Annotated in this window: 19 protein-coding genes and 1 tRNA gene; 7 read left to right on the forward strand and 13 right to left on the reverse strand. The window is 49.7% G+C overall.

The genetic code is table 11. The features are described 5' to 3' along the window. Positions 1-66: 66 nt before the first annotated feature. The 3 genes from prfH to pheA all read right to left on the reverse strand — a co-directional run bounded on the left by prfH (position 67) and on the right by pheA (position 3327). The gene (gene prfH, locus ACTHUF_RS02395; protein ID WP_440406929.1) at positions 67-705 is read right to left on the reverse strand and encodes a peptide chain release factor H; all 639 of its coding nucleotides are present in this window, start codon (positions 703-705) and stop codon (positions 67-69) included. A 2-nt stretch (positions 706-707) separates the two neighbouring features. Then, positions 708-1841 carry an RNA ligase RtcB family protein gene (locus tag ACTHUF_RS02400; protein WP_315093958.1) on the reverse strand — a complete coding sequence of 378 codons (1134 nt, stop codon included), beginning with the start codon at positions 1839-1841 and terminating at the stop codon, positions 708-710. Positions 1842-2238: 397 nt separating this feature from the next. Next, entirely contained in the window at positions 2239-3327 is a 1089-nt protein-coding gene (pheA, locus tag ACTHUF_RS02405) for a prephenate dehydratase (protein WP_003746022.1), read from the reverse strand. 171 nt (positions 3328-3498) lie between these two features. On the opposite strand from pheA, the gene tsaE reads away from it, so the two are divergent. Both tsaE and ACTHUF_RS02415 read left to right on the forward strand, forming a co-directional pair. Further along, positions 3499-3969 carry a tRNA (adenosine(37)-N6)-threonylcarbamoyltransferase complex ATPase subunit type 1 TsaE gene (tsaE, locus tag ACTHUF_RS02410; RefSeq protein ID WP_049347970.1) on the forward strand — a complete coding sequence of 157 codons (471 nt, stop codon included), beginning with the start codon at positions 3499-3501 and terminating at the stop codon, positions 3967-3969. Further along, the gene (locus tag ACTHUF_RS02415) at positions 3957-5204 is read left to right on the forward strand and encodes an N-acetylmuramoyl-L-alanine amidase (protein ID WP_315093955.1); all 1248 of its coding nucleotides are present in this window, start codon (positions 3957-3959) and stop codon (positions 5202-5204) included. The genes tsaE and ACTHUF_RS02415 overlap by 13 nt, the downstream gene beginning before the upstream one ends. Before the next feature lie 65 nt (positions 5205-5269). On the opposite strand, the gene ACTHUF_RS02420 is transcribed toward ACTHUF_RS02415, so the two are convergent. Beyond that, entirely contained in the window at positions 5270-5881 is a 612-nt protein-coding gene (locus ACTHUF_RS02420; protein ID WP_079453907.1) for a DUF4230 domain-containing protein, read from the reverse strand. Between the two features lie 188 nt (positions 5882-6069). Between ACTHUF_RS02420 and ribBA the strand changes: the two genes are divergently transcribed. After that, the gene (ribBA, locus tag ACTHUF_RS02425) at positions 6070-7410 is read left to right on the forward strand and encodes a bifunctional 3,4-dihydroxy-2-butanone-4-phosphate synthase/GTP cyclohydrolase II (RefSeq protein WP_440406932.1); all 1341 of its coding nucleotides are present in this window, start codon (positions 6070-6072) and stop codon (positions 7408-7410) included. Positions 7411-7563: 153 nt separating this feature from the next. Here ribBA and ACTHUF_RS02430 read toward each other — a convergent pair whose 3' ends face one another. The 4 genes from ACTHUF_RS02430 to ACTHUF_RS02445 all read right to left on the reverse strand — a co-directional run bounded on the left by ACTHUF_RS02430 (position 7564) and on the right by ACTHUF_RS02445 (position 17476). Continuing rightward, positions 7564-10044 (reverse strand): glycogen/starch/alpha-glucan phosphorylase, encoded by a 2481-nt coding sequence (locus ACTHUF_RS02430; RefSeq protein ID WP_440406934.1) that lies wholly within the window; start codon positions 10042-10044, stop codon positions 7564-7566. A 314-nt stretch (positions 10045-10358) separates the two neighbouring features. Then, the gene (gene glgX, locus ACTHUF_RS02435; RefSeq protein WP_440406936.1) at positions 10359-12344 is read right to left on the reverse strand and encodes a glycogen debranching protein GlgX; all 1986 of its coding nucleotides are present in this window, start codon (positions 12342-12344) and stop codon (positions 10359-10361) included. A gap of 145 nt (positions 12345-12489) precedes the next feature. Continuing rightward, entirely contained in the window at positions 12490-16776 is a 4287-nt protein-coding gene (gene glgB / locus ACTHUF_RS02440) for a 1,4-alpha-glucan branching protein GlgB (RefSeq protein WP_440406938.1), read from the reverse strand. Between the two features lie 217 nt (positions 16777-16993). After that, complete coding sequence (locus ACTHUF_RS02445; RefSeq protein WP_003683125.1) at positions 16994-17476, reverse strand: FKBP-type peptidyl-prolyl cis-trans isomerase; 483 nt, start codon at positions 17474-17476, stop codon at positions 16994-16996. A gap of 508 nt (positions 17477-17984) precedes the next feature. Here ACTHUF_RS02445 and ACTHUF_RS02450 point away from each other — a divergent pair. Together ACTHUF_RS02450 and ACTHUF_RS02455 are read left to right on the forward strand one after the other, a co-directional pair. Next, complete coding sequence (locus tag ACTHUF_RS02450) at positions 17985-18230, forward strand: hypothetical protein (protein ID WP_070695360.1); 246 nt, start codon at positions 17985-17987, stop codon at positions 18228-18230. A 95-nt stretch (positions 18231-18325) separates the two neighbouring features. Next, positions 18326-19699: an FAD-binding oxidoreductase gene (locus tag ACTHUF_RS02455; RefSeq protein ID WP_440406940.1), complete on the forward strand. Its 1374-nt coding sequence runs from the start codon at positions 18326-18328 to the stop codon at positions 19697-19699. 54 nt (positions 19700-19753) lie between these two features. Here the strand turns inward: ACTHUF_RS02455 and ACTHUF_RS02460 are convergent, their stop codons facing one another. Both ACTHUF_RS02460 and ACTHUF_RS02465 read right to left on the reverse strand, forming a co-directional pair. Beyond that, entirely contained in the window at positions 19754-20584 is an 831-nt protein-coding gene (locus ACTHUF_RS02460) for a symmetrical bis(5'-nucleosyl)-tetraphosphatase (RefSeq protein ID WP_003746004.1), read from the reverse strand. 69 nt (positions 20585-20653) lie between these two features. Continuing rightward, the gene (locus tag ACTHUF_RS02465) at positions 20654-21043 is read right to left on the reverse strand and encodes a RidA family protein (protein WP_003746001.1); all 390 of its coding nucleotides are present in this window, start codon (positions 21041-21043) and stop codon (positions 20654-20656) included. Between the two features lie 170 nt (positions 21044-21213). Between ACTHUF_RS02465 and yaaA the strand changes: the two genes are divergently transcribed. Together yaaA and ACTHUF_RS02475 are read left to right on the forward strand one after the other, a co-directional pair. Beyond that, positions 21214-21993, forward strand: a complete 780-nt coding sequence (gene yaaA, locus ACTHUF_RS02470; protein WP_315093949.1) for a peroxide stress protein YaaA — start codon at positions 21214-21216, stop codon at positions 21991-21993. Between the two features lie 79 nt (positions 21994-22072). After that, positions 22073-22163 (forward strand) — tRNA-Ser (locus ACTHUF_RS02475). Between the two features lie 299 nt (positions 22164-22462). Here ACTHUF_RS02475 and ACTHUF_RS02480 read toward each other — a convergent pair. The 3 genes from ACTHUF_RS02480 to ACTHUF_RS02490 all read right to left on the reverse strand — a co-directional run bounded on the left by ACTHUF_RS02480 (position 22463) and on the right by ACTHUF_RS02490 (position 25165). Beyond that, a complete protein-coding gene (locus ACTHUF_RS02480; protein ID WP_315093948.1) occupies positions 22463-22903 on the reverse strand; it encodes a hypothetical protein in 441 nt (146 codons plus the stop codon). A gap of 20 nt (positions 22904-22923) precedes the next feature. Continuing rightward, positions 22924-23442 carry an Imm26 family immunity protein gene (locus ACTHUF_RS02485; protein WP_315093947.1) on the reverse strand — a complete coding sequence of 173 codons (519 nt, stop codon included), beginning with the start codon at positions 23440-23442 and terminating at the stop codon, positions 22924-22926. Between the two features lie 118 nt (positions 23443-23560). Beyond that, positions 23561-25165, reverse strand: coding sequence for an ABC transporter ATP-binding protein (locus tag ACTHUF_RS02490; protein ID WP_440406943.1), 1605 nt, complete (start codon positions 25163-25165; stop codon positions 23561-23563). Positions 25166-25185 lie beyond the last annotated feature (20 nt).

Consider the following 25185-nt stretch of genomic DNA (forward strand, 5'->3'; position numbering starts at 1 on the left):
CCGTCTGAAAACTTTTCAGACGGCCTTTGGTTTATGTTTTAAATACCTCCTTATCCAGCAGGCAAATTACTTCTCCTTAAAAGCAGTACCGACAAACGTTCTTTTCGGATTGCCGCGCTCAACTTGATAGAGTTGCGCGTGCTGCTCCTGCGCAAAATTTCCAGCCTGTCCGGTATGATGTTTCACCAGCTTTTGCGCCAATAACATTACCGCCAATTTTTTATTGGCATGCTGGCTGCGTTCGCTCTCGACCCACACGGAAATGCCGCTTTCTTTATGGGTAGCGCGGACGGCACTCTCGGTTTTATTGACGTGTTGCCCGCCTTTACCGCCCGAACGGCAGGTTTGGAACTCGATTCCGTTTTCAGACGGCATTTCATACATCTGCGGCATATCGGGCAAGTGGAAAACGCCTATATACCAATTTTTGCGCGGATATTTCGGGCGGACAGGACTGAGGCATACCCATTGGAGCGTCCCCTGCCAAGTTTGTGCCAAGCTTTTGGCATTCTGCCCTGCCAATTTGAGCGTCGCCGACAAAATACCGTGCTTATCGGCGGTTTCGTTAACAAGTTCAGCATCAATGCCTTTGGCTTGGGCTTCGGCAAGCAGCTTGCCCAAGACGAAACGGGCAAATATACGGCACTCTGCCGGCCCTTGCGCGGTGGAAATTTGCAGATAAACCGCTGGTGTATTCTGTTTCATCTTTACGCTCCACACTCGCCGCCTGTTTTATAAGTCAAAACAGGTGTAAACCGCGCGACCAATTCAATCAAACCTGCATTTTTCATGGCGGCAATAACGCTGTCGATGCTTTTATAAGCCTGCGGCGCTTCTTCAAAAATCAAGGCCTTATCCTGACAAACGACTACGCTGCCGAATTCGGTCTGGCGCAGGCTGTCGGCAGTATATTTGTGCGACAGCCTGCCTTTGCATTCACCGCGCTGCCATTTCCGACCTGCGCCATGAGCCAAGGTATTCAACGAAATTTGGCAATCTTCGGCAGGTCGGACCAGATAGCTGTAATCGCCGCGCGAGCCGGGTATCATGACCAAGCCTTTATCGGTGGGCGTTGCGCCTTTTCGGTGCAGCCAACCGATTGTGCCGTCAATCTCGGTTTGCTCCAAAAAATTATGGTGGACATCAAGCAGGCATGTTCCTTCTGCGCGCCAACGGTCGAGCATTCTGGCCGCAATCAAACGGCGGTTAAGGCTGGCAAATTCCAGGGCTGCTTGGTGTTCGGCTAGATAAGCTACCGCCGCTTCGCCCTCTTCCGCCAAACCTTCATGCCCAAAGGCAGCAATATGGCGTTGCAAAATCTGCTGGCCCAATCCGCGCGAACCGCTATGTACCAACAGTTGCAGATGGTTTTCATCAAAATCGGGCGGAAGCAGATCGGCGCGATAAACAGTATCAACAGTTTGCAACTCGGCAAAATGGTTGCCGCCGCCAATCGTACCCACAGCAAGGCCGTCTGAAAATTGGCGCATATCGACAGCGTCGCCTAACAAATAGACCTGTTCGTCTTTGTCTAGCGGCGTATCGATGTTGCCGAGCTGTTTGGCAAGTTTGGCCGGTTTGAGTTTGGCCGCGCGTAAATCGGTCTGCCAAAACGCCATACCGCAACCGATATCGTTCCCAATCAGGGCAGGATAAAAATGACGGTCGCTGAAAAATGCCGCGCCAACCGGATAACCGCGCCCTGCGTGTAAATCCGGCATTCCGGCAACGCGCAACATATGCGGTAATCGGGCGGTGGTTTCGAGCTGTGCGACAGCGTTGCCTTCAATCCATGTATTTGAATCGGCAATAATTTGAATATGATGGGGATAATTGCCCATGTGTTTATGCTTTCTTTAAAACAGATAGAAACCGTCAGCAGATGACAATAAATAGCCACCGTCTGAGAAATGTTCAGACGGCCTGGTTTCTAGCCGATAATCGTAAGGAAAGCAGCCCGAAGCGGGCGACATGGAATGCGAAAAGCGTTATCCGAAAATCAGACCGACGCTTGGGCTGCAAAGAATGTGATTGAGCGGATTGAAGTATTGCGTGTCATGGCTTGCTCCTTTCTTTGCATGAAAATATTAAAAACGTTCGGATTATAGAGGGTTCATTTCCAATCATGCAAACTTACTGACATCAATCTGCCAATAATGTTGCATAAATGGCAACTATTGAGAACATGATTTAGGCCGTCTGAAAACTTTTCAGACGGCCTTTGATACCCAATAATCCTTACAAAACAACGGTCGGATAAGAGCCGACAACTTTCACGAAGGAAGCGCGTTCGCCCAAAAGCTGCAAGGCTTTTTGGACATTTTCATCGCTTTGATGGCCTTCGATGTCGATGAAGAACAGGTATTCCCACAAAACCGATTTGCTTGGACGGCTTTCAAATTTGGTCATGGAAATGCCTAACTCGGTAAAAGGTTGCAGCAAAGCAGTAACGGCACCGGCACGGTTGGGCGCGGAGACGACCAAAGAAGTTTTGTCGTTGCCGCTGCGGCCTGTGTCTTGATGGCCCATCACCAAGAAGCGCGTGGTGTTGTTCGGCTCGTCCTCAATACACTCAGCGGCAAAGCTCAACTGATAAATTTCCGCGGCGATACGTCCGGCAATGGCGGCCACATTCGGGCTGTCAGACTCTGCAACCAAACGCGCCGCTTCGGCATTGCTGGCTACGGCGATACGCTCGGCATTGGGCAGGTTGCGGCCGAGCCAGTCGTTGCATTGCGCCAAGGCTTGAGCATGGGCGAAAACTTTGGTAATGCCGCCGATTTCGTGGCTGTCTTTACGCAGCAGGTTGTGATGAATGCGGACAACCACTTCGCCGCAGGCTTTCAACGCGGTTACGGCCAGCAAGTCTAAAGTACGGCCTACCGAACCCTCGGTCGAGTTTTCCACCGGAGCCACCAAATAATCGGCTTGGCGCGTTTCAACTTGTTTGAAGCAGTTGTCGATGGTGGTACACGCCATGGTGTGTGCGGCGTGGCCGAAATGTTTGATGGCGGCTTGCTGGGTAAATGTCCCCTTCGGACCCAAATAGGCAATCGTCAGCGGACGCTCTACTGCCAAACATTCGCTCATAATCTCGCGAAACAGCCGGGTAACCGATTCATCCGGCAAGGGGCCGCGGTTCAAATCCTGAATCCGGCGCAAAACGGCTACTTCCCGTTCAGGACGGTACACCGCGCCTGTCCCTTTCAATTCGCCGATAGCATGCGCATGACCGGCGCGCTCGTTGAGCAAACGGAGGATTTCCGCATCAATGCTATCGATGGCATTGCGGTGCGGCAATAATTGTTCGTCTATGGATAAAGGCATAAGCTGTCTCGCAATTTTGTGAGGGATATTTTCATTTTAACATTAAAGGCCGTCTGAATTCCGTTTTCAGACGGCCTCAACACTATCTTTATCTAACTTTATCGTCTATCAGGTTTGCAAACGCCGCCAATTCCATCATAATTAAGCCTTTTGAACGACAAGGCCTATTCCATGCACTCAGACGGACTGTACACCCGTTTTCTGCCCGATGAAGAAGCAACCCTGAAACTGGGTGAAGAATGGAGCAAGCAGCTTTCCGCTCCGCTGACCATCTATCTTGAAGGCGGGCTGGGTGCGGGCAAGACCACGCTGACACGCGGAATTTTGCGCGGACTGGGGCATACGGGCGCAGTTAAAAGCCCGACTTACACCATTGTCGAATCTTATCCGCTGGATACATTCACCCTCCACCATTTCGACCTCTACCGCTTTACCATGCCAGAGGAATGGGAAGATGCCGGTTTGGACGAATTGTTTGCGCCCGACAGCGTCTGCCTCATCGAATGGCCGCAGCAAGGCGGGGAATTCACGCCTCCGGCAGACATTACCATTACATTGACGTACACCGATAAGGGCAGAACCTGCACCTTTTCCGCCCACACAAACCAAGGCCGAAAAAGTTTAGAATCATGGTCAAATTAACTAGAAGACACATTCTCCGTCAAGGCACAGGACTGTTTCTCACCCTCACGCCCGTGGGGGCTGCATTGGCCAAACCGGCCTCTCCTGCGCAATTCCTTGCCGTCCGCATCTGGCCGGCGCATGCCTACACACGCGTTACCCTTGAGAGCAACCACCCGATGAAATACCAACATTTTATGTTGGACAACCCCAGCCGGTTGGTCGTGGATATCCAAGGTGCGGAAATCAACAGCGTCCTGCAAGGCATTTCCAGCAAAGTGCTGTCTGACGACCCTTTCATCCGCAGCATCCGCGCCGGTCAAAATACGCCCAGCACCGTGCGTATCGTCATCGACCTCAAACAAAGCACCCATCCGCAAGTCTTTGCGCTCGCCCCCGTCGGCAACTTCAGAAACCGCCTGGTTATCGACCTTTATCCGCACGGCGCAGATGCCAACGACCCGATGATGGCCTTGCTCAACGGCAGCGTCCCTAAACAACGTCCCAATACCAACATCGCATACGACACCCCCGCCCCTAAAAGCAACCGCGGCAGCGGTGGCAACCGCCGTCCCGTGATCATGCTCGACCCCGGCCACGGCGGCGAAGACCCCGGCGCCATCGGACCAAGCGGCCTCAAAGAGAAAAACGTCGTACTCTCCATCGCACGCGAAACCAAAAAACGCCTCGAAGCCTTGGGTTACAACGTATTCATGACGCGCAACGAAGACATCTTCATTCCCTTGGGCATCCGCGTCGCCAAAGGCCGCGCGCGCAATGCCGACGTATTTGTTTCCATTCACGCCGATGCCTTTACCAGCCCGTCCGCACGCGGTACCGGCGTGTACATGCTCAATACCAAAGGCGCGACCAGCTCGGCGGCAAAATTCCTGGCCCAAACCCAAAACAACGCCGACGCCATCGGCGGCATTCAGACCAGTGGCAACCGCAATGTTGACAACACGATTTTGGACATGACCCAAACCGCAACCCTACGCGACAGCCGCAAACTCGGCCATTTGGTGCTGACCGAATTGGGTAAGCTCAACCAACTGCACAAAGGCCGCGTTGACGAAGCCAACTTTGCCGTCCTTCGTGCTCCGGACGTTCCGTCCATTTTGGTGGAAACTGCCTTCCTCTCCAACCCTACCGAAGAGCGGCTGCTCAGCAGCGAATCCTTCCGCCAACAATGCGCCCAAGCCATTGCCACCGGTATTCAAAAATACATCAATACCGCCGTTTTACGACGCGGTTAATGGCTTGATGAAACAAAGGCCGTCTGAAAAATTTTCAGACGGCCTTATCTTTGCAAGCAATCTATTTAACCGCACTTCCCTACCGCAGCCGGATAGACGGATACCTTCGTCTGCGTCAATGCAAACAGGTTTTCCAACTGCATTTGCGCCTGACGGTTGGCATGTTCCAAAATCTCAGCCTTACACGCGCTTTGCAACACCTGCCGTCTCGCCTCCTCCTGCACCGTCTTAAATACCGACTTATCCATAGGAAGCAAATTAAACGAGCCGGTTTGAATATCGTACACTTCGATATTTTCCAAATCCACGCTCAAAATTTCCACCGCCGGCAAGCTGATTAAGACCTTGTCGTCTACAATATTGACATTGTCCGCGCCTAATTTGTCCAAATCCAAACCGGCCAACACCTTGCCGCGCACAATAAAAATACCGCTTTGAGAATCCTGCCAAAGCCTGCGCCAATCCCCTTTTTTCTCCGTACGGATAATCGTATCGATATAAAACGCCGTACTTTCCAAGCGGTTCATCTGCTTAATCTGCATCAAAACCCCTTCGCGGGACAAAACCTGATGTTCTTCGTTCTGACCATGCAGGGCATAAAACCAGCCGCCCACAGCCGTCAACGCACACAACACCAGCACGACCAATCCGCGCCCAAACATTTTCATTTCAAACATCCCCCGTTAAAATAATCATCAAAACATTCCCCATATTCTCCCAAAACCGTCAATTTCAAGCCATATTCAGGCCGTCTGAAACAATAAATTTCATTACCAAAAAGTAATAAAAATTCCCACAAACAAAGTTTGCCTTTTGGTAAAGACAAGACTACAATCCATTACACACAATTCAACTTCATCCCATCATGAATACCACCGACCTGCGCCGCCACAACCTGCGGCAATGGATAACACAACACCACAACGGCCAGCAAACCAAGTTTGCCCAAGCCATCGCCATCAACCAAGGCGAGCTGTCCGCCCTGCTGAAAAACAAATCTTTCGGCGAGAAAAAAGCCCGAAAAATCGAGCAGGCAGCCAATATGCCTGACATGTGGCTGGATCAAGACCACCAAGACCGCCACGCCCCCACCATCAGCCAAGAAAGAAATACCATGTCCCACATCTCCACCATCCCCGAAATCCTAGCAGACATCAAAGCCGGCAAAATGGTCATCATCACCGATGCCGAAGACCGTGAAAACGAAGGCGACTTGCTGATGGCCGCCCAATTCGTTACCCCCGAAGCCATCAACTTCATGATCAAAAACGCACGCGGCCTGGTCTGCCTGCCAATGGACGGCGAAATGGTCGAAAAACTCGGCCTGCCCATGATGACCCAGAAAAACGGCGCACAATACGGCACCAACTTCACCGTCTCCATCGAAGCCGCCCACGGCATCACCACCGGCATTTCCGCCGCCGACCGCGCCCTGACCATTCAAACCGCCGTTTCCCCATCCGCCAAACCCGAAGACATCGTCCAACCCGGCCACATCTTCCCACTGCGCGCCCAAAAAGGCGGCGTACTCGTCCGCGCCGGACACACCGAAGCCGGCGTTGACCTGGCACAAATGAACGGCCTGATTCCCGCCGCCGTCATCTGCGAAATCATCAACGACGACGGCACCATGGCGCGTATGCCCGAACTGATGGAATTCGCCGAAGAACACAACCTCAAAATCGGCACCATTGCCGACCTCATCGAATACCGCAGCCGTACCGAAAGCCTGCTTGAAGACATGGGCAACGCGCCCGTACAAACCCCGTGGGGTGAGTTCCAACAACACGTTTACGTCGACAAACTCTCCGGCGAAACCCACCTCGCCCTTGTCAAAGGCACACCTTCCGCCGAAGAAGAAACCCTCGTCCGCGTCCACGAACCCTTCAGCGTCATGGACTTCATCCAAACCAACCCGCGCCACTCATGGTCGCTGCCCAAAGCCCTTGAGCGCATCCAACAAGCCGAAAGCGGCGTCGTCATCCTCCTGCACCGCACCGAAGACGGCGCCACCCTGCTCGACCGCACCCTGCCCAAAGGCGCCAACCAAGCCTACAAATGGGACAGCAAAAGCTACGGCATAGGCGCACAAATCCTCGCCGGCCTCAACGTCAAAAAACTGCGCGTCCTCGGCCAGCCGTCATCCTTCACCGGCCTCACCGGCTTCGGCCTCGAAGTCGTCGGCTTTGAAGAAGCTGAAAAATAATCTTGCTTGATTGATTTTCAAAACAAATGAAACAAAAGGCCGTCTGAAAGGTTTCAGACGGCCTTTTAAGTTTGTTATCCAATTCAAAACAGCGAATATAAAAAAAGCCGATACACCTTTCCGATGTATCGGCTTTCGCTATCTGCTCAACGCTTAATTTTTGCCGGGCAGTTCTTTTTCGCTCAATGGTTTGATGTACCAAATATCGCGGCAGTAGTCGGCGATGGAGCGGTCGGATGAGAAGAAGCCCATGTTGGCGATGTTGATCAAGGCTGATTTGCGCCATGCGGATACGTTGCGGTAGTGTTCGTCCGCTTTGTATTGCGTGTCGATGTAGCTGCGGAAATCGGCCATCAGTTGATAGAAGTCGCCGTATGGTTGCAACACGTCGTTGTAGCGGTTTGGCTCTTCCGGAGAGAAAGTGCCTTGACTGATTTGGTTGACGACGCGGCGCAGGTCGCTGTCTCGTTCGATATAGCTCAATGGGTCGTAACCGTTGCGGCGGAGTTCTTCGACTTGCTCGACGGTGTTACCGAAGATAAAGCAGTTGTCCGCGCCGACTTTTTCCAAAATTTCGACGTTCGCGCCGTCCAGCGTACCCATGCAGAGCGCGCCGTTGAGGGCGAATTTCATGTTGCTGGTACCGGATGCTTCTGTACCCGCCAGTGAGATTTGTTCGTGCAAATCGGCGGCCGGGATGATGATTTGGGCGAGGCTGACGCTGTAGTTCGGGATGAACACAACTTTAATCAGGTCGCGGATACGGGTGTCGTTGTTGATGACTTTGGCAACGTCGTTAATCAGTCGGATGATTTTCTTCGCCATGTAATAGGCGGAAGCGGCTTTACCGGCAAAGATGAACACGCGCGGCTGCCAATCGAAATCCGGGTTTTCCAGGATTTTGTTGTAGCGGTCGACGATGTGCATCACGTTCAATGCTTGACGTTTGTACTCGTGGATACGTTTGATTTGGATGTCGAAAAGTGCATCGGTATTAACCTTGATGCCCAGCTCGGTTTCGATGTATTTGGCAAGGCGCTCTTTGGCGGCTTTTTTCACTGCGCCGAATTCTGCCTGTACGGAGGCATCGTCCACTTTGTCGTTGAGCTTGGTCAGGTTGTCCAAATGCAGACGCCAGTCTTCGTCGCCCAGATGTTTGTCCAAGAATTTGGTCAGGCCCGGGTTGGCGATGTTAATCCAGCGGCGCGGGGTTACGCCGTTGGTTACGTTGGTAAAGCGTTCCGGGAACACTTTGGCGAAGTCGGCGAAGATGGATGTGGTCATCAAATCGGAGTGGATTTTAGCCACGCCGTTGACTTTGTGCGAACCGATCACGGCAAGCCATGCCATGCGGACGCGACGGCCGTGGGTTTCGTCAATGATGGATACGCGGCGGACAAAGTCGTCGTCAAAGTTGCCGATGGCGCGTAAGGCATTGAGGAAGTAGGCGTTGATTTCAAAGATGATGTCCAAATGGCGCGGCAGCAGACGGCCCATCAGGTCAACCTGCCAGGTTTCCAAGGCTTCGCTCATCAATGTGTGGTTGGTGTAAGAGAAAATCTTACAGCACATATTCCATGCTTCAGTCCATTCGATGCCTTCTTCGTCAATCAGGATGCGCATCAATTCTGGAATGGCGAGCACCGGATGAGTATCGTTCAAGTGGATGGCGACTTCGTCCGCCAGCGTGCGGATGCTTGGGAAACGGCATTTGTGGCGTGCAACAATATCTTGAACGGAAGCGGAAACCAAGAAGTATTCTTGCTTCAGGCGCAATTCGCGGCCGGAATCGGTAGAGTCGTTCGGATAGAGGACGCGTGAGATGTTTTCGTCGCTGTTTTGTGCGCGAACGGCAGAGGCATAGTCGCCTCGGTTGAAGTCGGCAAGGTCGAACAGGTTGCCTGCGTGCGCAGTCCACAAGCGTAATGGGTTGGCACATTCGCCGCCATAGCCCGGAATGATTTCATCGTATGCCCAAGCGGAAATTTCTTCGCTCGGCTGCCATTCTTTTTTGTTGCCCAAGTTCAATACTTGGCCGCCGAAACGGACGGAATATTGTTTGTTCGGACGGGCAAACTGCCATGCCAAATCTTGGTCGAGCCACAAATCGGGTTTTTCGACTTGTTGGCCGTCCACGATTTCTTGTTTGAACATACCGTATTGGTAACGGATGCCGTAGCCCATGGCAGGAATGCGCAGGGTTGCCAAAGAGTCGAGGAAGCAGGCGGCCAGACGGCCCAAACCGCCGTTACCCAAACCCGGATCTTCTTCTTGTTCGCAGACATCGGCAAATTCTTTGCCCAGTTGCTTGAAGGCTTCTTCAAACTCGGCATAAACGCCTTCGTTAATCAGCGCATTGACAAACGCACGGCCGAGCAGGAATTCCATAGACAGGTAATAAACCATGCGTTTGCTGTTGTCGATGTGGGCGCGGCGTGTTTTGAGGAAATCCTCGGCAATCAGGTCGCGTGCGGCCAACATGGCGGCATTGAGCCATTGGTGTGAAGTTGCTTCTTTAGGATCGACGCCCAAGATGAAAATCAACTTGTAAACAATGGACTTGCGGATGGTTTCTGCATCCGGTTTGGGCATAACGTAATCGTAGCCGGAGATGGGGAGTTTTTGCTTAGCCATGGAAGCCTTTCTTTCATTTGAGGCACTTGGACAACGCGCCTGATGGGTTATAGAAACAACGTCATTCAGTTTTCAGACGGCCTGAAGAAGTATAAATGCCGTCTGAAAAATTTATAGGTAGGTTTGTTTCAGGTTTGATACGGATTATAACTGAAAGATTCCATTCCGTATTATTTTTTTCCTTATAAAACATTTAATTACAAATTAAACTACTCATCATCTCATCGGCATTTCCATTTATGCCATGCAAGCTTCGGCTCAACGGATACAGACGAAATATCAAAGAGTTAACACAATAACGGCTTGGTTTTCATTTAATTCGTTTTATGTAAAACCCAAATCCCCATGTGTTCGACAACACATTTTCCAGCCTCTTCGTAATTAAATTTCTCAGATGGTACGCAAGAAATTTCCCAATTGCCTTGAGGCAGGTTAAATAACTGACGACTACGTTTGGCATTGACCAACAGCAGCCATTCATCGTCCAAAACAACCTGAATCGCCTTGCTGCCCCTGTTGTGCCAACAATATTCGGTCATCGGGCTGCCATCCGCATTGAGCCATTGCACACGCTCTTTTTCCCACCAGCAATCATCTGTCAGCAGCTTGATTTGACTGCGGATGCGTATCAGCTCTTGAGTGTAATTCTGCAACACATGAGACTCATTTTGCCAATCCAACCATGTAATCGGATTATCTTGGCAGTAGCTGTTGTTGTTGCCTTGCTGACTGTTGCCGAACTCATCGCCCGCCAAAAGCATGGGCGTACCATTGGATAAAAATAAGGAGGCAAGCAGCGCTTTGGAGGTGTATTCGCGGTTGAGCAACACCTCTTCATCATCGGTTTCGCCTTCTACGCCGTGGTTGTAGCTGATGTTTTCATTATGCCCGTCGCGGTTGTTTTCGCCGTTGGCTTCGTTGTGTTTTTCGTTATAGCTGACCAAATCGCGCAGAGTGAAGCCGTCGTGTGCAGTGATGAAGTTAATGCTGGCGGACGGGTGGCGGCCGCTGTGGTTGAAAATATCGGACGACCCGGCCAAGCGTTCGGCAAATGCGCCCAAATTGCCGCTTTCCCATGACCAAAACGCGCGCATGTCATCACGGAAACGGCCGTTCCATTCGGCAAAAGGTTGCGGGAAATTGCCCAAGTGATAGCCGCCCTCGCCTATGTCCCATGCTTCGACAATCAGTTTCAAACCGGCCAACACCGGGTCTTGATACAGGACTTGGAAAAAACGGCCGTACGATTGGAAATCAGGCTCGCGTCCCAATACAGTTCCCAAATCGAAACGGAAGCCGTCGATATGAAACTCTTCCGCCCAATAGCGCAGGCTGTCTGCCGCCCAACGGGTAACATCTCTCCGGACAATATTGAGCGTATTGCCGCAACCCGACCAGTTTTCATAATTGCCGTAAGGGGTGTGCCAATACCATAAGGTGTTGTCGATACCTCGCTGACACAGCATCGGGCCTTTGTCGTCCTGCTCGGCCGTGTGGTTGTACACGACATCTAAAATCACTTCCAAACCTGCCTGATGCAGGGCTTTGACCGCTTGTTTAAACTCCGCTGCCGCACGCTCGGGATTGTCGGCATAAGACGGCCCAACGGCAAAATGGGAATAAGTGTTGTAGCCCCAATAATTGCTCAAGCCCATCTGCTGAAGATGGTATTCATCCAGATGATAATGAATCGGCAGCAGCTCGACCGTCGTTACCCCCAATTCTTGCAAATAGGCCAAAACCCGTTTATCGCACAAGGCTTTATAAGTGCCTGCGTACTTCAAATCGGGGAATTGCTTGGTCAACCCTTTGACATGGGCTTCATAAATAACGGTTTTGCCCCACGGTATTTCCGGACGGCAATCTTTGGCCCAATTGAATCGGCTGCGTCCGACCACGACGCTTTTTGGCGCAACGGCGGCATTGTCGCGTTCATCTTCCGGCCTGAACCATGCCATTTCTTCGGCATTACGGTAGCTTGGTTTGCCGTCAATTTTTTTGGAATACGGGTCAATCAGTAATTTGTTGGGATTGAAACATGAGCCGTATTCTGCGTTTTCACGTCCATATACGCGGAAACCGTATCGCTGCCCTGCCTTAACATCCGGCACAAATCCGTAAAATACCGAACCGCGCCGTGAAGGCATCTCCAAACGGGTTTCTTTATCCTTATCAAACAGACACAATTCGACCTTTTCGGCATTGATGGAAAACAAGGTAAAATTCGCGCCCTTGCTTGTCAGGGTCGCGCCCATGGGATAAGGCTTGCCTTCCTCGATATGCCATGATTTGGCAGACATAGAATGATTCCTTGGTATGTATTTGGTTGCGTGTCCAATATAAGGCCGTCTGAAAATCTTTCAGACGGCCTTGAGTCATATTGATGTCACTATCTTTTAATTTTCAGCTGATTGGGCAGGTATGATGCCCACCCTCAAAGTTGATTTACGCTTCTTCTTTGACTGCCGCCTGATACAGGTAAACGGTTGCCAACGGCGGCACGGTCACAGACAGGGAATTAGGTTTGCCATGCGACCAAACTTCTTCTGTCTCCACCGTTGCGCCGGCAGAAACGCCGCTGCCTTTGTAATGCAGGTCGTCTGAATTGAGGATTTCGCGGTATTCACCGGCAGAATTCACACCGAAGCGGTAACCTTCGCGTACTACTGGCGTGAAGTTGCTAATAACGATAACGCGGTTACCTTCACGGTCGCGGCGTTCGAAGACGAATACGGAATTATTACCATCGTCGGCAACCAGCCATTCGAAGCCTTCCGGCCATTGGTCTAATTGGTAAAGCGGCGCGGTGTCTTTATAGACATGGTTCAATTCGCGCACAAAGTCTTGCACGCCTTTGTGCCAGCCGCCCTCTTGCTCCAGCAGGAACCAATCCAGCCCTTCGTTGTAGTTCCACTCGCGGCCTTGCGCAAACTCGCTGCCCATAAACAAGAGTTTTTTGCCGGGGAAGCCGTACATAAAGCCGTAGTAGGCGCGCAGGTTGGCAAATTGCTGCCAGCAGTCGCCGGGCATCCGTCCGAGCAGCGAGCGTTTGCCATGCACGACTTCGTCGTGAGAAAGCGGCAGCACAAAGTTTTCGCTGTACTGGTACATCATGCCGAAGGTCATTTTGTTGTGGTGATATTTGCGGTTGATGGGGTCTTCCATCATGTAACGCAAAGTATCGTTCATCCAGCCCATATTCCATTTGAAGCTGAAGTTCAAACCTTCTTGGCGGGTCACATTGGCAAATGATGTGGATTCTTCGGCAATTTCGGTCGCAGCCGGAACTTCTTCTTTCAACATGGTGTTGGTATCGCGCAGGAAAGCGATGGCTTCAAGGTTTTCATGGCCGCCGTATTGGTTCGGAATCCACTCGCCGTCTTTGCGCGAGTAGTTGCGGTAAATCATGGAAGCAACCGCGTCAACGCGGATACCGTCGAAGCCGAAACGTTCTATCCAATACAGGGCGTTGCCTTGCAGGAAGTTTTTCACTTCGTTTCTGCCGAAGTTGTAAATCAGGGTGTTCCAGTCTTGATGGTAGCCTTCGCGCGGATCGGCATGTTCGTACAGCGCGGTGCCGTCGAATTTGGCCAGGCCGTGATCATCGGTCGGAAAGTGGCCGACCACCCAGTCGAGGATAACGCTGATGCCCTCGTCGTGCGCAGCTTTAATCAGGGCGCGCAATTCTTCCGGCGAACCGAAACGGCTGGTCGGCGCATACAATCCGGTTGCCTGATAGCCCCATGAGCCGTCAAACGGATATTCGGAAACAGGCAGGAACTCGATATGGGTAAAACCCATGTCTTTGACGTATGCGACCAATTCTTTGGCCAGCTGTTCGTAAGTCAGCCAGTAATTGTTTTCCGGATTGCGCTTCCACGAACCCAAATGCACTTCATAAATGCTGATCGGCGCATCAACGGCATTGGCGCGGGCGCGGAAGGCCGGTTCTTCCACTTCGTCAGGCAAGCCGCGCACGATAGATGCCGTGGTCGGGCGTAGTTCCGCACCGAAAGCATACGGGTCGGCTTTTTCACGTACATTACCGTTGGCATCGCGGATTTCAAATTTGTATAGGGCATTGAGTTTGACTGCCGGAATGAAGATGTCCCAAATGCCGTTATCGCGGTGGAAACGCATCACATGGCGGCGGCCGTCCCAGTTGTTGAACTCGCCGATAACGGAAACGCGTTGCGCATTGGGCGCCCAGACGGCAAAGCGTACGCCCTTCACACCGTCCAACTCGGCAAAATGCGCGCCTAAAGTCTCATAAGGACGCAGGTGTTTGCCTTCGGCCAACAGCCAGGAATCCATGTCTTGCAACGCAGAGCTGAAATGATAAGGGTCTTCTTCAATCACTGGCTCGGTATCTTCGGTGTAACGGATACGCAAAGCGTAATCGGGCGCATCATCGGGCAAGACGGCCACAAAGAAACCGCGTTCATCAATTTTTTCAGACGGCACGATGAGTTCGCCGCTGCGGCGGTTCACGATATCCACGCTTACTGCGTCGGGAATCAAAACGCGTACCACTTCATCGCCCTCTGCAAGGCGGTGTCGTCCCAGATAAGCGAACACATCGCTATGGGTGGCAAGAAACAGGCTTTCGACCGTATCGCGCTCGATTTGGTCAAGTTCATGATAAGTCTTGATTTGGCTGTTTGTTTTCATGCGTACCTCGTCAATAATGGCAAGTTGGCCGCCCATGAGGCGGTGTTGTAGGAAATCTTCCAAAGAAACCGGCATTTTTTGCGCCCAGTTCGGATAGCCTTCGGTTACACCCGGGACATTCAGATTGTCGATGACGCCCAGCAGGTTTTCCAGTTGTACGGCGTAAAGCTTGCTGCGGCTCAATGCGCCGTATTTGTGCAAAGCCGCCAACAAGGTTTCATCGGCTTTTGCCGGCATTTGTACGTCTGCACCCAGACAGCCGGTTTCTTTCAATTTATCCAGCAAATCGGCTTTATCGTGTTCGCGCTCATCCAAGGCCGTCTGAAAAGCGGCTGCATCAGGCAAAGTACCGAGTTTGAACATCGTATCCAAATCTTTGCCTGTCCAATAGCCTGCCAAGGGTGCAACATCGTGGGTACTGATGACCGTAATCGCCTGCTCGGGGTATTCTTCCGGCAATTGGAAACCGTTCCAGCCCTTGCTGAAATACATGACTTTGTACGAGAACACCTGATAGCGGTTGAGCAGATGGCGGGCTTCGTCAGGTACCGTACCCAAATCCTCGCCGATAATGACGCAACGATTGCACCGGCTTTCCAACGCCAAAATAGCAAACATCACTTCGGCATCGTAATGCACATACGCGCCGAAATCCGCCGTTTTGCCGTTTAAAACCCACCACAAACGGCACAATGCCATTACATGGTCAATCCGCAATACACCATACAGGCGCATGTTTTCGCGCAACAGATGGGCAAATTTTTCATAGCCCGTATGCTTCAACATCAACGGATTAAGTGGCGGCAAATCCCAATTCTGCCCTGTCGGCCCCAAAGGATCGGGCGGCGCGCCGACTGACAAGTCCATACAATAATCTTGGCGGTTTAACCAAGTATCCGCGCTGCCGCGCGCCACGCCGACTGCCAAATCGCCGTAAATGCCGAGTTTGACACCGTATTCGGCAGCGGCTTGGTTGACTTCGCGCAATTGCTCCGCGCAAAGCCATTGCAGCCACATATAAAAACGGATTTCACGTTCATGGCTGCGTGCGAATTTTTCTACCGCTTCGCCATCAGGCTGATGAAATTCAGACGGCCATGACTGCCAACCCACTTGTCCGGGACGGCTGTAATACTGATCCAAAGCCTCAAACAAACCGAAGCCCCGTAAGGCTTTGCCTTTTTCCGCCACAAACGATTCAAATGCAGCACGCTCATTTTCCGCGGCTTCGCAAGTATCTTGTTCAAACGCGTTAAACGCCATGTGCAGCGCATCACGCTTGCACGCCCAAACCGCGGTATAAGTCACTGTTTCCGTAATACGCAAAGCAGCGATGCGCTGACGGATTTTCGGTTGCGCCAGCCAGTTTTTCAGTTGCTCGTTATAAGTAAACGCACCGACTTTCTCAACATCCAAATAAATCGGATTGAGCCATTCGCGCGAAGAAGGGCTATACGGGCTGGCAAAAGCGGGCTTGCTGGTAAACAAAGCGTGCAAAGGGTTGATACCGACAAAATCCAGCTTTTTCTCCGCCGCATATTTCATCAGGTTCAACAAATCGGTAAAGTCGCCTATGCCCCAGTTGCGCTCAGAACGCAGGCTGTACAAATGCATGGTCAAACCATTCATCCGTCCGCCATTGGCAAGCAGTTTAGGCTGATAAACCGATTCAGGCGCAACAATCAGGCGCACAAGGCAACTTTTGCCGCCGGTCTTGGCCGACAAGGTGTAATAACCGCAAGCCAGTTGGGGCAGCTTAATCCAAAGCGTATCGTTGTCGCCCGGATACACAGTCAAGGTCTGACATTTATCTGCTTCATCAATCAATACGACCGCTTCCGCACCATGAAATTCAGACGGCATCTGTAAAGATTCTTCACCGTTTTCATGCGCAACCATCGTATTCAAATAAAGGCCGTCTGAATCCGGTTTGCTTTTATCCAAAACAGCGACAATCGATTCCAAAACTTCCGTTTTGGTCACATGATAAGTGCCGTTGATGTCGTGGTAACCTAAATCAATACCGGCCTGTACCGCCTGCTGCTCCAATGTTTCACTCATTGCATTCTGCCTGTTTTACCAATATCTGAATCTTAATACAGATTCTGCCGCACCGTGATATGTAATTCATTGTAGTCTCAAACAAACCCCATATTTCCCCGCTTGATTTGACCTGAGCCAAAATTTCCTATTTATCTGTCTTGTAAAAACTTAAAGGCCGTCTGAAAAGGAGGATTTCATTCCTTTTCAGACGGCCTTTATCATGCTTTAAGCCTGATTAGTGATGGTGGTGACCGTGCGGACCGTGTACGTGACCGTGGGCAATTTCTTCCTCGGTCGCATCGCGCACACCCTCAACAGTCGCCTTGAACAATACTTTCATACCGGCCAAAGGATGGTTGCCGTCCACCACGGCTTTGCCGTCGGCAACATCGGTTACACGATAAATCAATACATCACCGGTTTCCGGATCATCGGCTTCAAACATCATGCCGACTTCGACTTCAACAGGGAACACGCTAACATCTTCAATGCGCACCAGCTCAGGATCTTGTTCGCCGAAAGCATCATCGGGCGACAAAGCCACTTCGACGGTATCGCCTACATTTTTACCGTGCAATGCTTCTTCCACCAAAGGGAAAATGCCGTCATAACCGCCATGCAGGTAAGCAATCGGCTCTTCGGTTTTGTCCAACAGCTGGTTGTTGGCATCGTACATTTCATAATGCAGGGAAACTACGGAATTTTTAACAATAGACATCATGCCGTCCTTAATCAATTTTTAAAAGTTACGCTACAGTTATTCTATCACAGCCGCAACCAAACAATCGGCTTGCTTTAATAAATACCCCGTGCAAATGCGACAAAAAGATAAAAGCCTATATAAAAAAGCAAAATCAAATGATTTCAATACGCAGAAGTTGCTTTTTCACAACACAAAGTGATTAAATTACAAAAAACTTCCCCAAAGCAAAAACATTCCAAACCCTTAAAACCAATAACAAATAAAAATACACAACCCATTGAATATAATATGTTTTTAAAATCTTCATCAATAATGAATATTTTCAGATGATTTTTCGCGCGCCAATATGATTTACATTATTTTCACTATTTTCGTATTGATTTTAGCCGGCAAACGGTTACGCAACGTTGCATTGACCTATCCCGTGGGGCATAATATTGAAAAATTCAGCAATGAATTTCTACTGTATAGGCCGTTTGACGGCTATTTTTAGTTTAAATCGATTTAAAAAAGGTTCTTAAAAATGAAAAAATCTCTGTTCGCTGCTGCTTTGTTGTCTTTAGCTTTGGCCGCTTGTGGCGGTGCTGATAAAGCTGCTGAAACTGCCGCTTCTGCTGCTTCTGAAGCCGCTGCTTCTGCTACTGAAGCTGCTGCTTCTACTGCTGATGCCGCTGCTTCTGCCGCTACCGAAGCTGCTGCTTCTGCTACTGAAGCCGCTGCGTCTGCTACTGATGCCGCTGCTTCTGCCGCTTCTGAAGCTGCTAAATAATATTCTTTTGAATATAAAAAAAGCAGGATACCATTGCGTATCCTGCTTTTTTACATTCCTCTCACTCCCCTTCCCGACTTTTCCGCCTGACTGCCATGCACCTTCACGACCGTTTTGCAACGTTTCTTTCCGCCTCTGAAATCATCGAAGCCACTCCGGCCTTGTTAAACGACCAACGCCGCCGTTTTACTTCTTCTCCGGATATTGTCTTACAGCCGAACTCTGTCGAAAGCGTGCAGAAAATCATGCGTTTCTGTTTTGAAAACCGCATCCGCGTCACCCCGCAAGGCGGCAATACCGGATTATGCGGCGCAACGGTAACCACCGAAGGCGTACTGCTCAACCTCTCCAAGCTCAACCGCATCCGCGATATCAACCTTGCCGATAACAGCATGACGGTTGAAGCCGGTGTGATTTTGCAAAATGCTCAAAAGGCGGCAGATAAAGCAGGACGACTGTTTCCGCTCAGCCTTGCCAGCGAAGGCTCTTGCCAAATCGGCGGCAATATCGCCTGTAATGCCGGCGGTTTGAATGTCTTGCGTTACGGCAGCATGCGTGATTTGGTATTGGGTTTGGAAGTCGTTTTACCAAACGGCGAACTGGTTTCCCACCTTCAGCCCCTACACAAAAACACGACCGGCTACGACTTGCGCCATCTTTTTATCGGCAGCGAAGGAACATTAGGCATCATTACCGCCGCCACACTCAAACTCTTTGCCCAGCCCAAAACCAAAGCGACCGCATGGGTAGGCCTAGATGATATTGAATCTGCCGTCTCGCTTTTGACCGCTGTGCAAGGCCATTTTGCCGAACGCTTGACCAGTTTCGAGCTGATCAGCCGCTTTGCCCTCGATTTATCTTCGGAATTCAGCCAACTCAAAAAGCCTGCCGATGCGGAATGGCATATTTTGATTGAACTTGCCGACTCTGTTCCCGACGCAGGTTTGGATGAAAAGCTTGCCGAATTTCTCTATCAAAACGGATGGGAAAACAGTATCTTGGCGCAATCCGAGCAAGAACGCTCCGATTTGTGGACCTTGCGTGAAAATATTTCCGCTTCCCAACGCAAACTCGGCACCAGCATCAAACACGACATCGCCGTCCCTATCGCCCAAGTAGCCGCTTTTGTCCGCCAATGCGCGCCTGCCTTGGAAACCCGTTTTCCCGGCATACAAATTGTCTGCTTCGGACATTTAGGCGACGGCAGCCTGCATTACAATACATTCCTGCCCAATGTATTAAGCAACGAGGCCTACCAATACGAAGATGCCGTCAATACCATTGTTTATGAAAACATCCTTGCCTGCCACGGTACCATTGCCGCCGAACACGGCGTAGGCATCATCAAAAAACATTGGCTGCCCCGTGTGCGTACACAGGCCGAACTTGCTCTGATGCATGCCATCAAAAATCAGCTTGACCCTTACGGCATCATGAATCCGGGGAAACTCCTGCCTTCTTTGGATTAACCAATACAAAAAGGCCGTCTGAAACATTTCAGACGGCCTTTTATCTTATCCAAACTATTTTAATGCCGTTTTCCAGTCCAATCCGCCCAATGACGGTACCTGTATCACTTCGTTGGTATCCAAATTGACCGCTGTCAGCTCTCCACCCCACAACGCGCCGGTATCCAAAGCAATTACTTGGTCTGTGTTAACGTAGCCCAATGACGACCAATGCCCAAACACGGTAATATAATCCAAATTCTGCCTATCAGGTGCTTTAAACCAAGGGCGCAGGTAAAGCGGCATTTTCTTCAAAGTGGATTTATATTCGTAATCCAATTCACCTTTGTACGTCAGCGCACGCATACGGGTAAAGACATTGACAATCATCCGCAGGCGCTCGTAGCCGGTCAAATCATCCGTCCATGCAGTCGGCTTGTTGCCGTACATTTTGCCAAAAAATTTCCTGTATTTTTTACCTTGCAATTCAGCCTCGGCTTCACGGGCAAGGCTTTCGGCCTTATCAACCGACCATTGCGGCAAAATACCGGCATGCACCATCACATGTCTGTTGCCGCGCACCAAAAGCGGTTGATGACGCAGCCAGTCCAATAGGGATTGACTCTCGGGATGGGTCAAAATCGGCTCAACCGTATCGCTGCGCTTGAGCGTTCCTTCACCGCAACCGACGGCCAAAAGATGCAAGTCATGATTACCCAAAACCATTTGCACACTGCTGTCGTGCTCTTTGGCAAATTTCAAGGTTTCCAATGACTTCGGGCCGCGATTGACAATATCGCCGACCAACCAAAGGGTATCCGTACCATGATTAAAGCCGATTTTGGCAAGCAGCAAAGTCAGCTCGTCAAAGCAGCCTTGAATGTCTCCGATTGCGTAATGTGCCATTATTATTGTTTTCCGTTGTTATTCTTTTCAGACGGCCTCAAGCCCAGCCCAGGCCGTCTGAAACATCAATTATGCGTTTAAAACCAATACTGCTTCCGCTTCAACCTGAACGCCTTTAGGCAGGCTGGCCACGCCAACCGCCGCGCGCGCAGGGAAAGGTTGTTCGATAAATTCAGCCATCACTTCATTAAACACGGCAAAGTTGGCCAAATCGGTCAAATAAGCATTGAGTTTGACGATATCGTTCAAAGAACCGCCGGCCGCTTCGGCTACGGCTTGCAGGTTTTTAAATACTTGCACTGCTTCGGCGCGGAAGTCGCCATTACCGACCACAGTCATCGTGGCCGGATCCAAAGGAATCTGTCCGCTCATATAAACCGTATCGCCTGCGCGGACTGCTTGGCTGTATGCGCCAATCGCGGCAGGAGCTTTGTCGGTATGGATAATGGTTTTAGACATGATATTCTCCTCAAGTAGAAATGTCAGAATCAGGTGGAAGCTTCGAATTTTACTTTCAACAGAAATACGTTTCAATAAAAGCATTCAATTAATGCATTTATCCCGTCTTGTTCTTCCCCGATTTTAAACCTACAATCCCACATATTATTCATTTCAAAGCCGAAATCATTATGTTTTTTGTCTTATCCCCAGCCAAAAACCTCAACGAAAAAGACCCTTCCCCCGTCAGCAGCTTTACCCAGCCCGACCTTCTGCCCGAAGCGGAAATCCTGATGCAGGAATTGCGCAAACTTGCCCCTCAACAAATCGCCGAGCTGATGCATGTTTCAGACAAAATTGCCCTGCTCAACGCCGAACGCAATGCCGTATGGCACACGCCGTTTACACCTGAAAACGCCAAGCAGGCCGTATTTATGTTCAACGGCGACGTCTATGAAGGCATCGCCGCCGATACGCTCAAGCCGGAACAAATCGACTACCTGCAACAACACGTCCGCCTGCTCTCCGGCCTATACGGCGTACTGCGCCCGCTCGACTTGATGCAGCCCTACCGCTTGGAAATGGGCACGGCCTTTGCCAACTCGCGCGGTAAAAACCTCTACGAATTTTGGGGCGATAAAATTACCGACCTGCTCAACCAAACACTGAAGCAGGCCGGTAGCGACGTTTTAATCAACCTCGCCTCACAAGAATATTTCAAATCCGTCAACACCCAAAAACTCAACGCACGTCTGATTACGCCGATTTTTAAAGACGAGAAAAACGGGAAATACAAAATCATCAGCTTCTACGCCAAACGTGCACGCGGTTTGATGGTGCGCTACGCGGCAGAACACGGCATTACCGAGCCTGAAATGCTCAAAAATTTCGACTACGAGGGCTATTCATTCAATGAAGCAGCTTCAAACGAAGCCGAATGGGTATTCATGCGTGAAGAACAATCTAAATAAAAACAAAATACTAGATATTTTCCCTAAAATACCACTTGGCAAAGGCCGTAAGTTCTATTAATATTACGGCTTCAAGAACGGAAGCGTGGCAGAGCGGTTTAATGCAACGGTCTTGAAAACCGTCGAGGGTTGATAGCCCTCCGTGAGTTCGAATCTCACCGCTTCCGCCATTCTTGATAAGAATATAAAGACTTGATTAATTCAAGTCTTTTTTTATTTTTGTCCTTTTGAAATTTAAGTTTATTTTGACAGGTCAACATTATCGATAAACAAAAAGCCGTCTGAAACTTCCTTATCCGGTTTCAGACGGCCTTTTAATAGCCATGATTCCTGTTAGAAAACCTTTTCCTTCAATAGTTTCAACATTGCAATCAAACCTCCTTTATCATTTATCACTCCAATAATAGCCTCCCTTCCTCTTTGGCTCTTTCATTCATTAATTAAGTGATAATACCTCACATTATAGAATCTAGGAGCCCTTAGCCTTATTTTCCAAGCTTCTCACTTCTACTTTATCCTCCGCTAAATATACATCAAGTACTTTTTCCTGGCCTCGAAAGAAAAGCATCAGATCTCTAGTAGAAAATTCAGAATAATAAGAGGACAAAAATTCATCCCAAGACTCTATTTGAAACAAAATATAAATCGGTGAAAACTCCCATAAAACCATGATAAATTGCCTTCTATTTCCAACTAAACTTTGAATAGATACAATCAAATCTTTAGTAACAAGATCGGCTGGAAACTCATAAAGGCAAGGAATCGGAGAATCTATAGGATTCAACTCCCCTGCATACCAAGCTATTTCTTTCGGTTTGGTGGTCAGAAAATGGACATCCTTTATCCCCTTCAAACCCTTGATTCGTTTTTCTACTTTTAATAACGATAATTTCTTTTTTAACTCACTCATCGTTCTCACTCTATCGAAAGCTACACATTTATTCCTCTTGCTTTTAGACTTTCAATAATTCTTTTTTCTAAATGAGGAGAAAGCCAAACTGTCCACTCTTCATAATTGCTGCTCTCCTCAAAAGAAATAAGTTTTTCTTGCCCATTCTGCCATAATCTCGGTGATTCACCTGGTAAGGCTGGAAGTAGCAACTGTATCTGGGAAAACTGAGAATCTATTTCGCAATCATACTTCTCTTTTTGACCGACTTTCGGCCAACGTTTCTTATATATTCCCAGACCATTTATGGCAATTGGTGGAAATAACCTTCCTGATTGGATAATATCCTCTATTTCAGGAGATAATCCATCGATTAAAGTAAAAACCTCTATGAGTATACCGCCACCATCAAGATCTTTGATGATTCTACAATAGGCAAATTTTTTATCTTCTCCTAAGAAATCAGACTTTTTAAATCGCACCAATTCAGATCTATCAGATAAAAACAAAGGAATTGCGAAAATTTCTCCCCCTTGAACATTTGCTAATCTATTTACCATAGTTTCTGATCCTCAACTTAATGTTATACCTTTCATACCCAAGCACCCCTTCCCTGTTTATAACCGAATACAAAACTAAAGGCCGTCTGAAAACTACTTCAGACGGCCTTTGCTTTTTCTACAAATCAAATGCGGCATTAATCAAACGTTTGGTGTAGTCGTTTTGAGGATGGTGGAAAATCTGATCCACGCTGCCGTACTCGACCATTTCGCCCTGCTTCATCACAATCACATTGTCGCTGACGGCGCGCACGACAGACAGGTCATGACTGATGAACATATAAGTCAGGCCGTATTTCTTTTGTAAATCGCGCAAAAGCTCGACCACTTTGGATTGTACGGAACGGTCAAGTGCAGAGGTCGGCTCGTCCAAAAGGATGAATTTCGGGCGCAGGATAACAGCGCGTGCAATGGCGATACGCTGACGCTGACCGCCGGAAAATTCGTGCGGATAACGGTTGAGCGTGTCAAGCGGCAGGGATACCTCCTTCATGACTTCTAAAACGCGCTGGATACGTTCTTTTTTGGTCATTTCAGGATGGTGAACCGTCAAACCTTCGCCAATAATTTCGCCAACGGTCAGACGCGGAGAAAGCGAACCGAACGGATCTTGGAACACAATTTGCCGTTGCGATTTCAGACGGCGTGCTTCTTCGGCGGTATAGTTTTTCAGGTCTTTGCCTTCAAAGGAGATATTGCCGGTATAAGGCAGCATCTGCATGACGGCTTTGCCCAGCGTGGATTTGCCGGAACCGGACTCGCCGACAACGCCCAATGTTTCGCCTTCTTTAATTTTGAGGCTGATGCCTTTAACGGCTTCAAAAGTTTTGAGCGGTTTGCCGAAAAAGTTTTGCTTCAATACGAAAGAAACATTGACATTATCGGCATCGATTAACACACCGGCGTTGTTTTCTTCAGGCTCTTTCATGCCTTTGGGAATGGCATTGATGAGTTCGGCAGTATATTCGTGTTTCGGATGGGCAAATACTTCTTTGATTTTGCCGCGCTCGACAATTTCGCCGTTACGCATGACGCAGACGGTTTTGGAATAGTGTTCAGCCAAACCCAAATCGTGGGTAATGAAAATAATCGCCATGCCCATTTGCTGTTGCAAATCGTGGAGCAAATCGAGAATCTCAGCTTGAATGGTCACATCCAAAGCAGTGGTCGGCTCGTCGGCAATCAGCAGGTCGGGTTCGTTAATGAGCGCCATGGCAATCATGATGCGTTGCAGCTGACCGCCGGAAAACTCGTGCGGATATTGCTTCATGCGGCGTTCGGCTTCTTTGATGCCAACCCGTTGCAACAATGCCAATGCTTTTTGTCCTGCCTCTTTTTTGCCGAGCTTTTTATTGTGTACCCGCGCCGCTTCAATCAGCTGCGTACCGATACGCATAAACGGATTGAGCGAGGTCATCGGCTCTTGGAAAATCACGCTGATGCGGTTGCCGCGCAAATCGCGCAGGGTTTTCTCATCGGAGTCCAAAATGGAAATGCCGTCAAACGTAATGCGCGAATCTTTGCTGTATCGGGCAAATTTTTCAGGCAACAGACGCATGATGGACATGGACGTTACCGACTTACCCGAACCGGATTCGCCGACCAAAGCCAATGTTTCGCCCTCTGCCACTTTAAAGCTGACATTACGCACGGCGTGCACGGTTTTCTCATGCAGTTCGAAATTGATGTCCAGATTTTCTACAACCAGTAACTGTTTTGTCATTTTGATTATCCTTTTGGTTG

This window comes from Neisseria sp. P0024.S006, assembly GCF_051956595.1.
GTDB lineage: Bacteria > Pseudomonadota > Gammaproteobacteria > Burkholderiales > Neisseriaceae > Neisseria.

Excerpts from the sequence above, each read along its gene's own strand:
- ribBA (WP_440406932.1), top strand. The coding sequence starts at position 6,070 with ATGAATACCACCGACCTGCGCCGCCACAACCTGCGGCAATGGATAACA.
- ACTHUF_RS02450 (WP_070695360.1), top strand. The coding sequence starts at position 17,985 with ATGAAAAAATCTCTGTTCGCTGCTGCTTTGTTGTCTTTAGCTTTGGCC.
- glgB (WP_440406938.1), bottom strand. The coding sequence starts at position 16,776 with ATGAGTGAAACATTGGAGCAGCAGGCGGTACAGGCCGGTATTGATTTA.
- ACTHUF_RS02445 (WP_003683125.1), bottom strand. The coding sequence starts at position 17,476 with ATGTCTATTGTTAAAAATTCCGTAGTTTCCCTGCATTATGAAATGTAC.
- yaaA (WP_315093949.1), top strand. The coding sequence starts at position 21,214 with ATGTTTTTTGTCTTATCCCCAGCCAAAAACCTCAACGAAAAAGACCCT.
- tsaE (WP_049347970.1), top strand. The coding sequence starts at position 3,499 with ATGCACTCAGACGGACTGTACACCCGTTTTCTGCCCGATGAAGAAGCA.
- ACTHUF_RS02465 (WP_003746001.1), bottom strand. The coding sequence starts at position 21,043 with ATGTCTAAAACCATTATCCATACCGACAAAGCTCCTGCCGCGATTGGC.
- ACTHUF_RS02430 (WP_440406934.1), bottom strand. The coding sequence starts at position 10,044 with ATGGCTAAGCAAAAACTCCCCATCTCCGGCTACGATTACGTTATGCCC.
- prfH (WP_440406929.1), bottom strand. The coding sequence starts at position 705 with ATGAAACAGAATACACCAGCGGTTTATCTGCAAATTTCCACCGCGCAA.
- ACTHUF_RS02415 (WP_315093955.1), top strand. The coding sequence starts at position 3,957 with ATGGTCAAATTAACTAGAAGACACATTCTCCGTCAAGGCACAGGACTG.
- glgX (WP_440406936.1), bottom strand. The coding sequence starts at position 12,344 with ATGTCTGCCAAATCATGGCATATCGAGGAAGGCAAGCCTTATCCCATG.
- ACTHUF_RS02460 (WP_003746004.1), bottom strand. The coding sequence starts at position 20,584 with ATGGCACATTACGCAATCGGAGACATTCAAGGCTGCTTTGACGAGCTG.
- ACTHUF_RS02485 (WP_315093947.1), bottom strand. The coding sequence starts at position 23,442 with ATGGTAAATAGATTAGCAAATGTTCAAGGGGGAGAAATTTTCGCAATT.
- ACTHUF_RS02490 (WP_440406943.1), bottom strand. The coding sequence starts at position 25,165 with ATGACAAAACAGTTACTGGTTGTAGAAAATCTGGACATCAATTTCGAA.
- ACTHUF_RS02455 (WP_440406940.1), top strand. The coding sequence starts at position 18,326 with ATGCACCTTCACGACCGTTTTGCAACGTTTCTTTCCGCCTCTGAAATC.
- ACTHUF_RS02480 (WP_315093948.1), bottom strand. The coding sequence starts at position 22,903 with ATGAGTGAGTTAAAAAAGAAATTATCGTTATTAAAAGTAGAAAAACGA.
- pheA (WP_003746022.1), bottom strand. The coding sequence starts at position 3,327 with ATGCCTTTATCCATAGACGAACAATTATTGCCGCACCGCAATGCCATC.
- ACTHUF_RS02400 (WP_315093958.1), bottom strand. The coding sequence starts at position 1,841 with ATGGGCAATTATCCCCATCATATTCAAATTATTGCCGATTCAAATACA.
- ACTHUF_RS02420 (WP_079453907.1), bottom strand. The coding sequence starts at position 5,881 with ATGTTTGAAATGAAAATGTTTGGGCGCGGATTGGTCGTGCTGGTGTTG.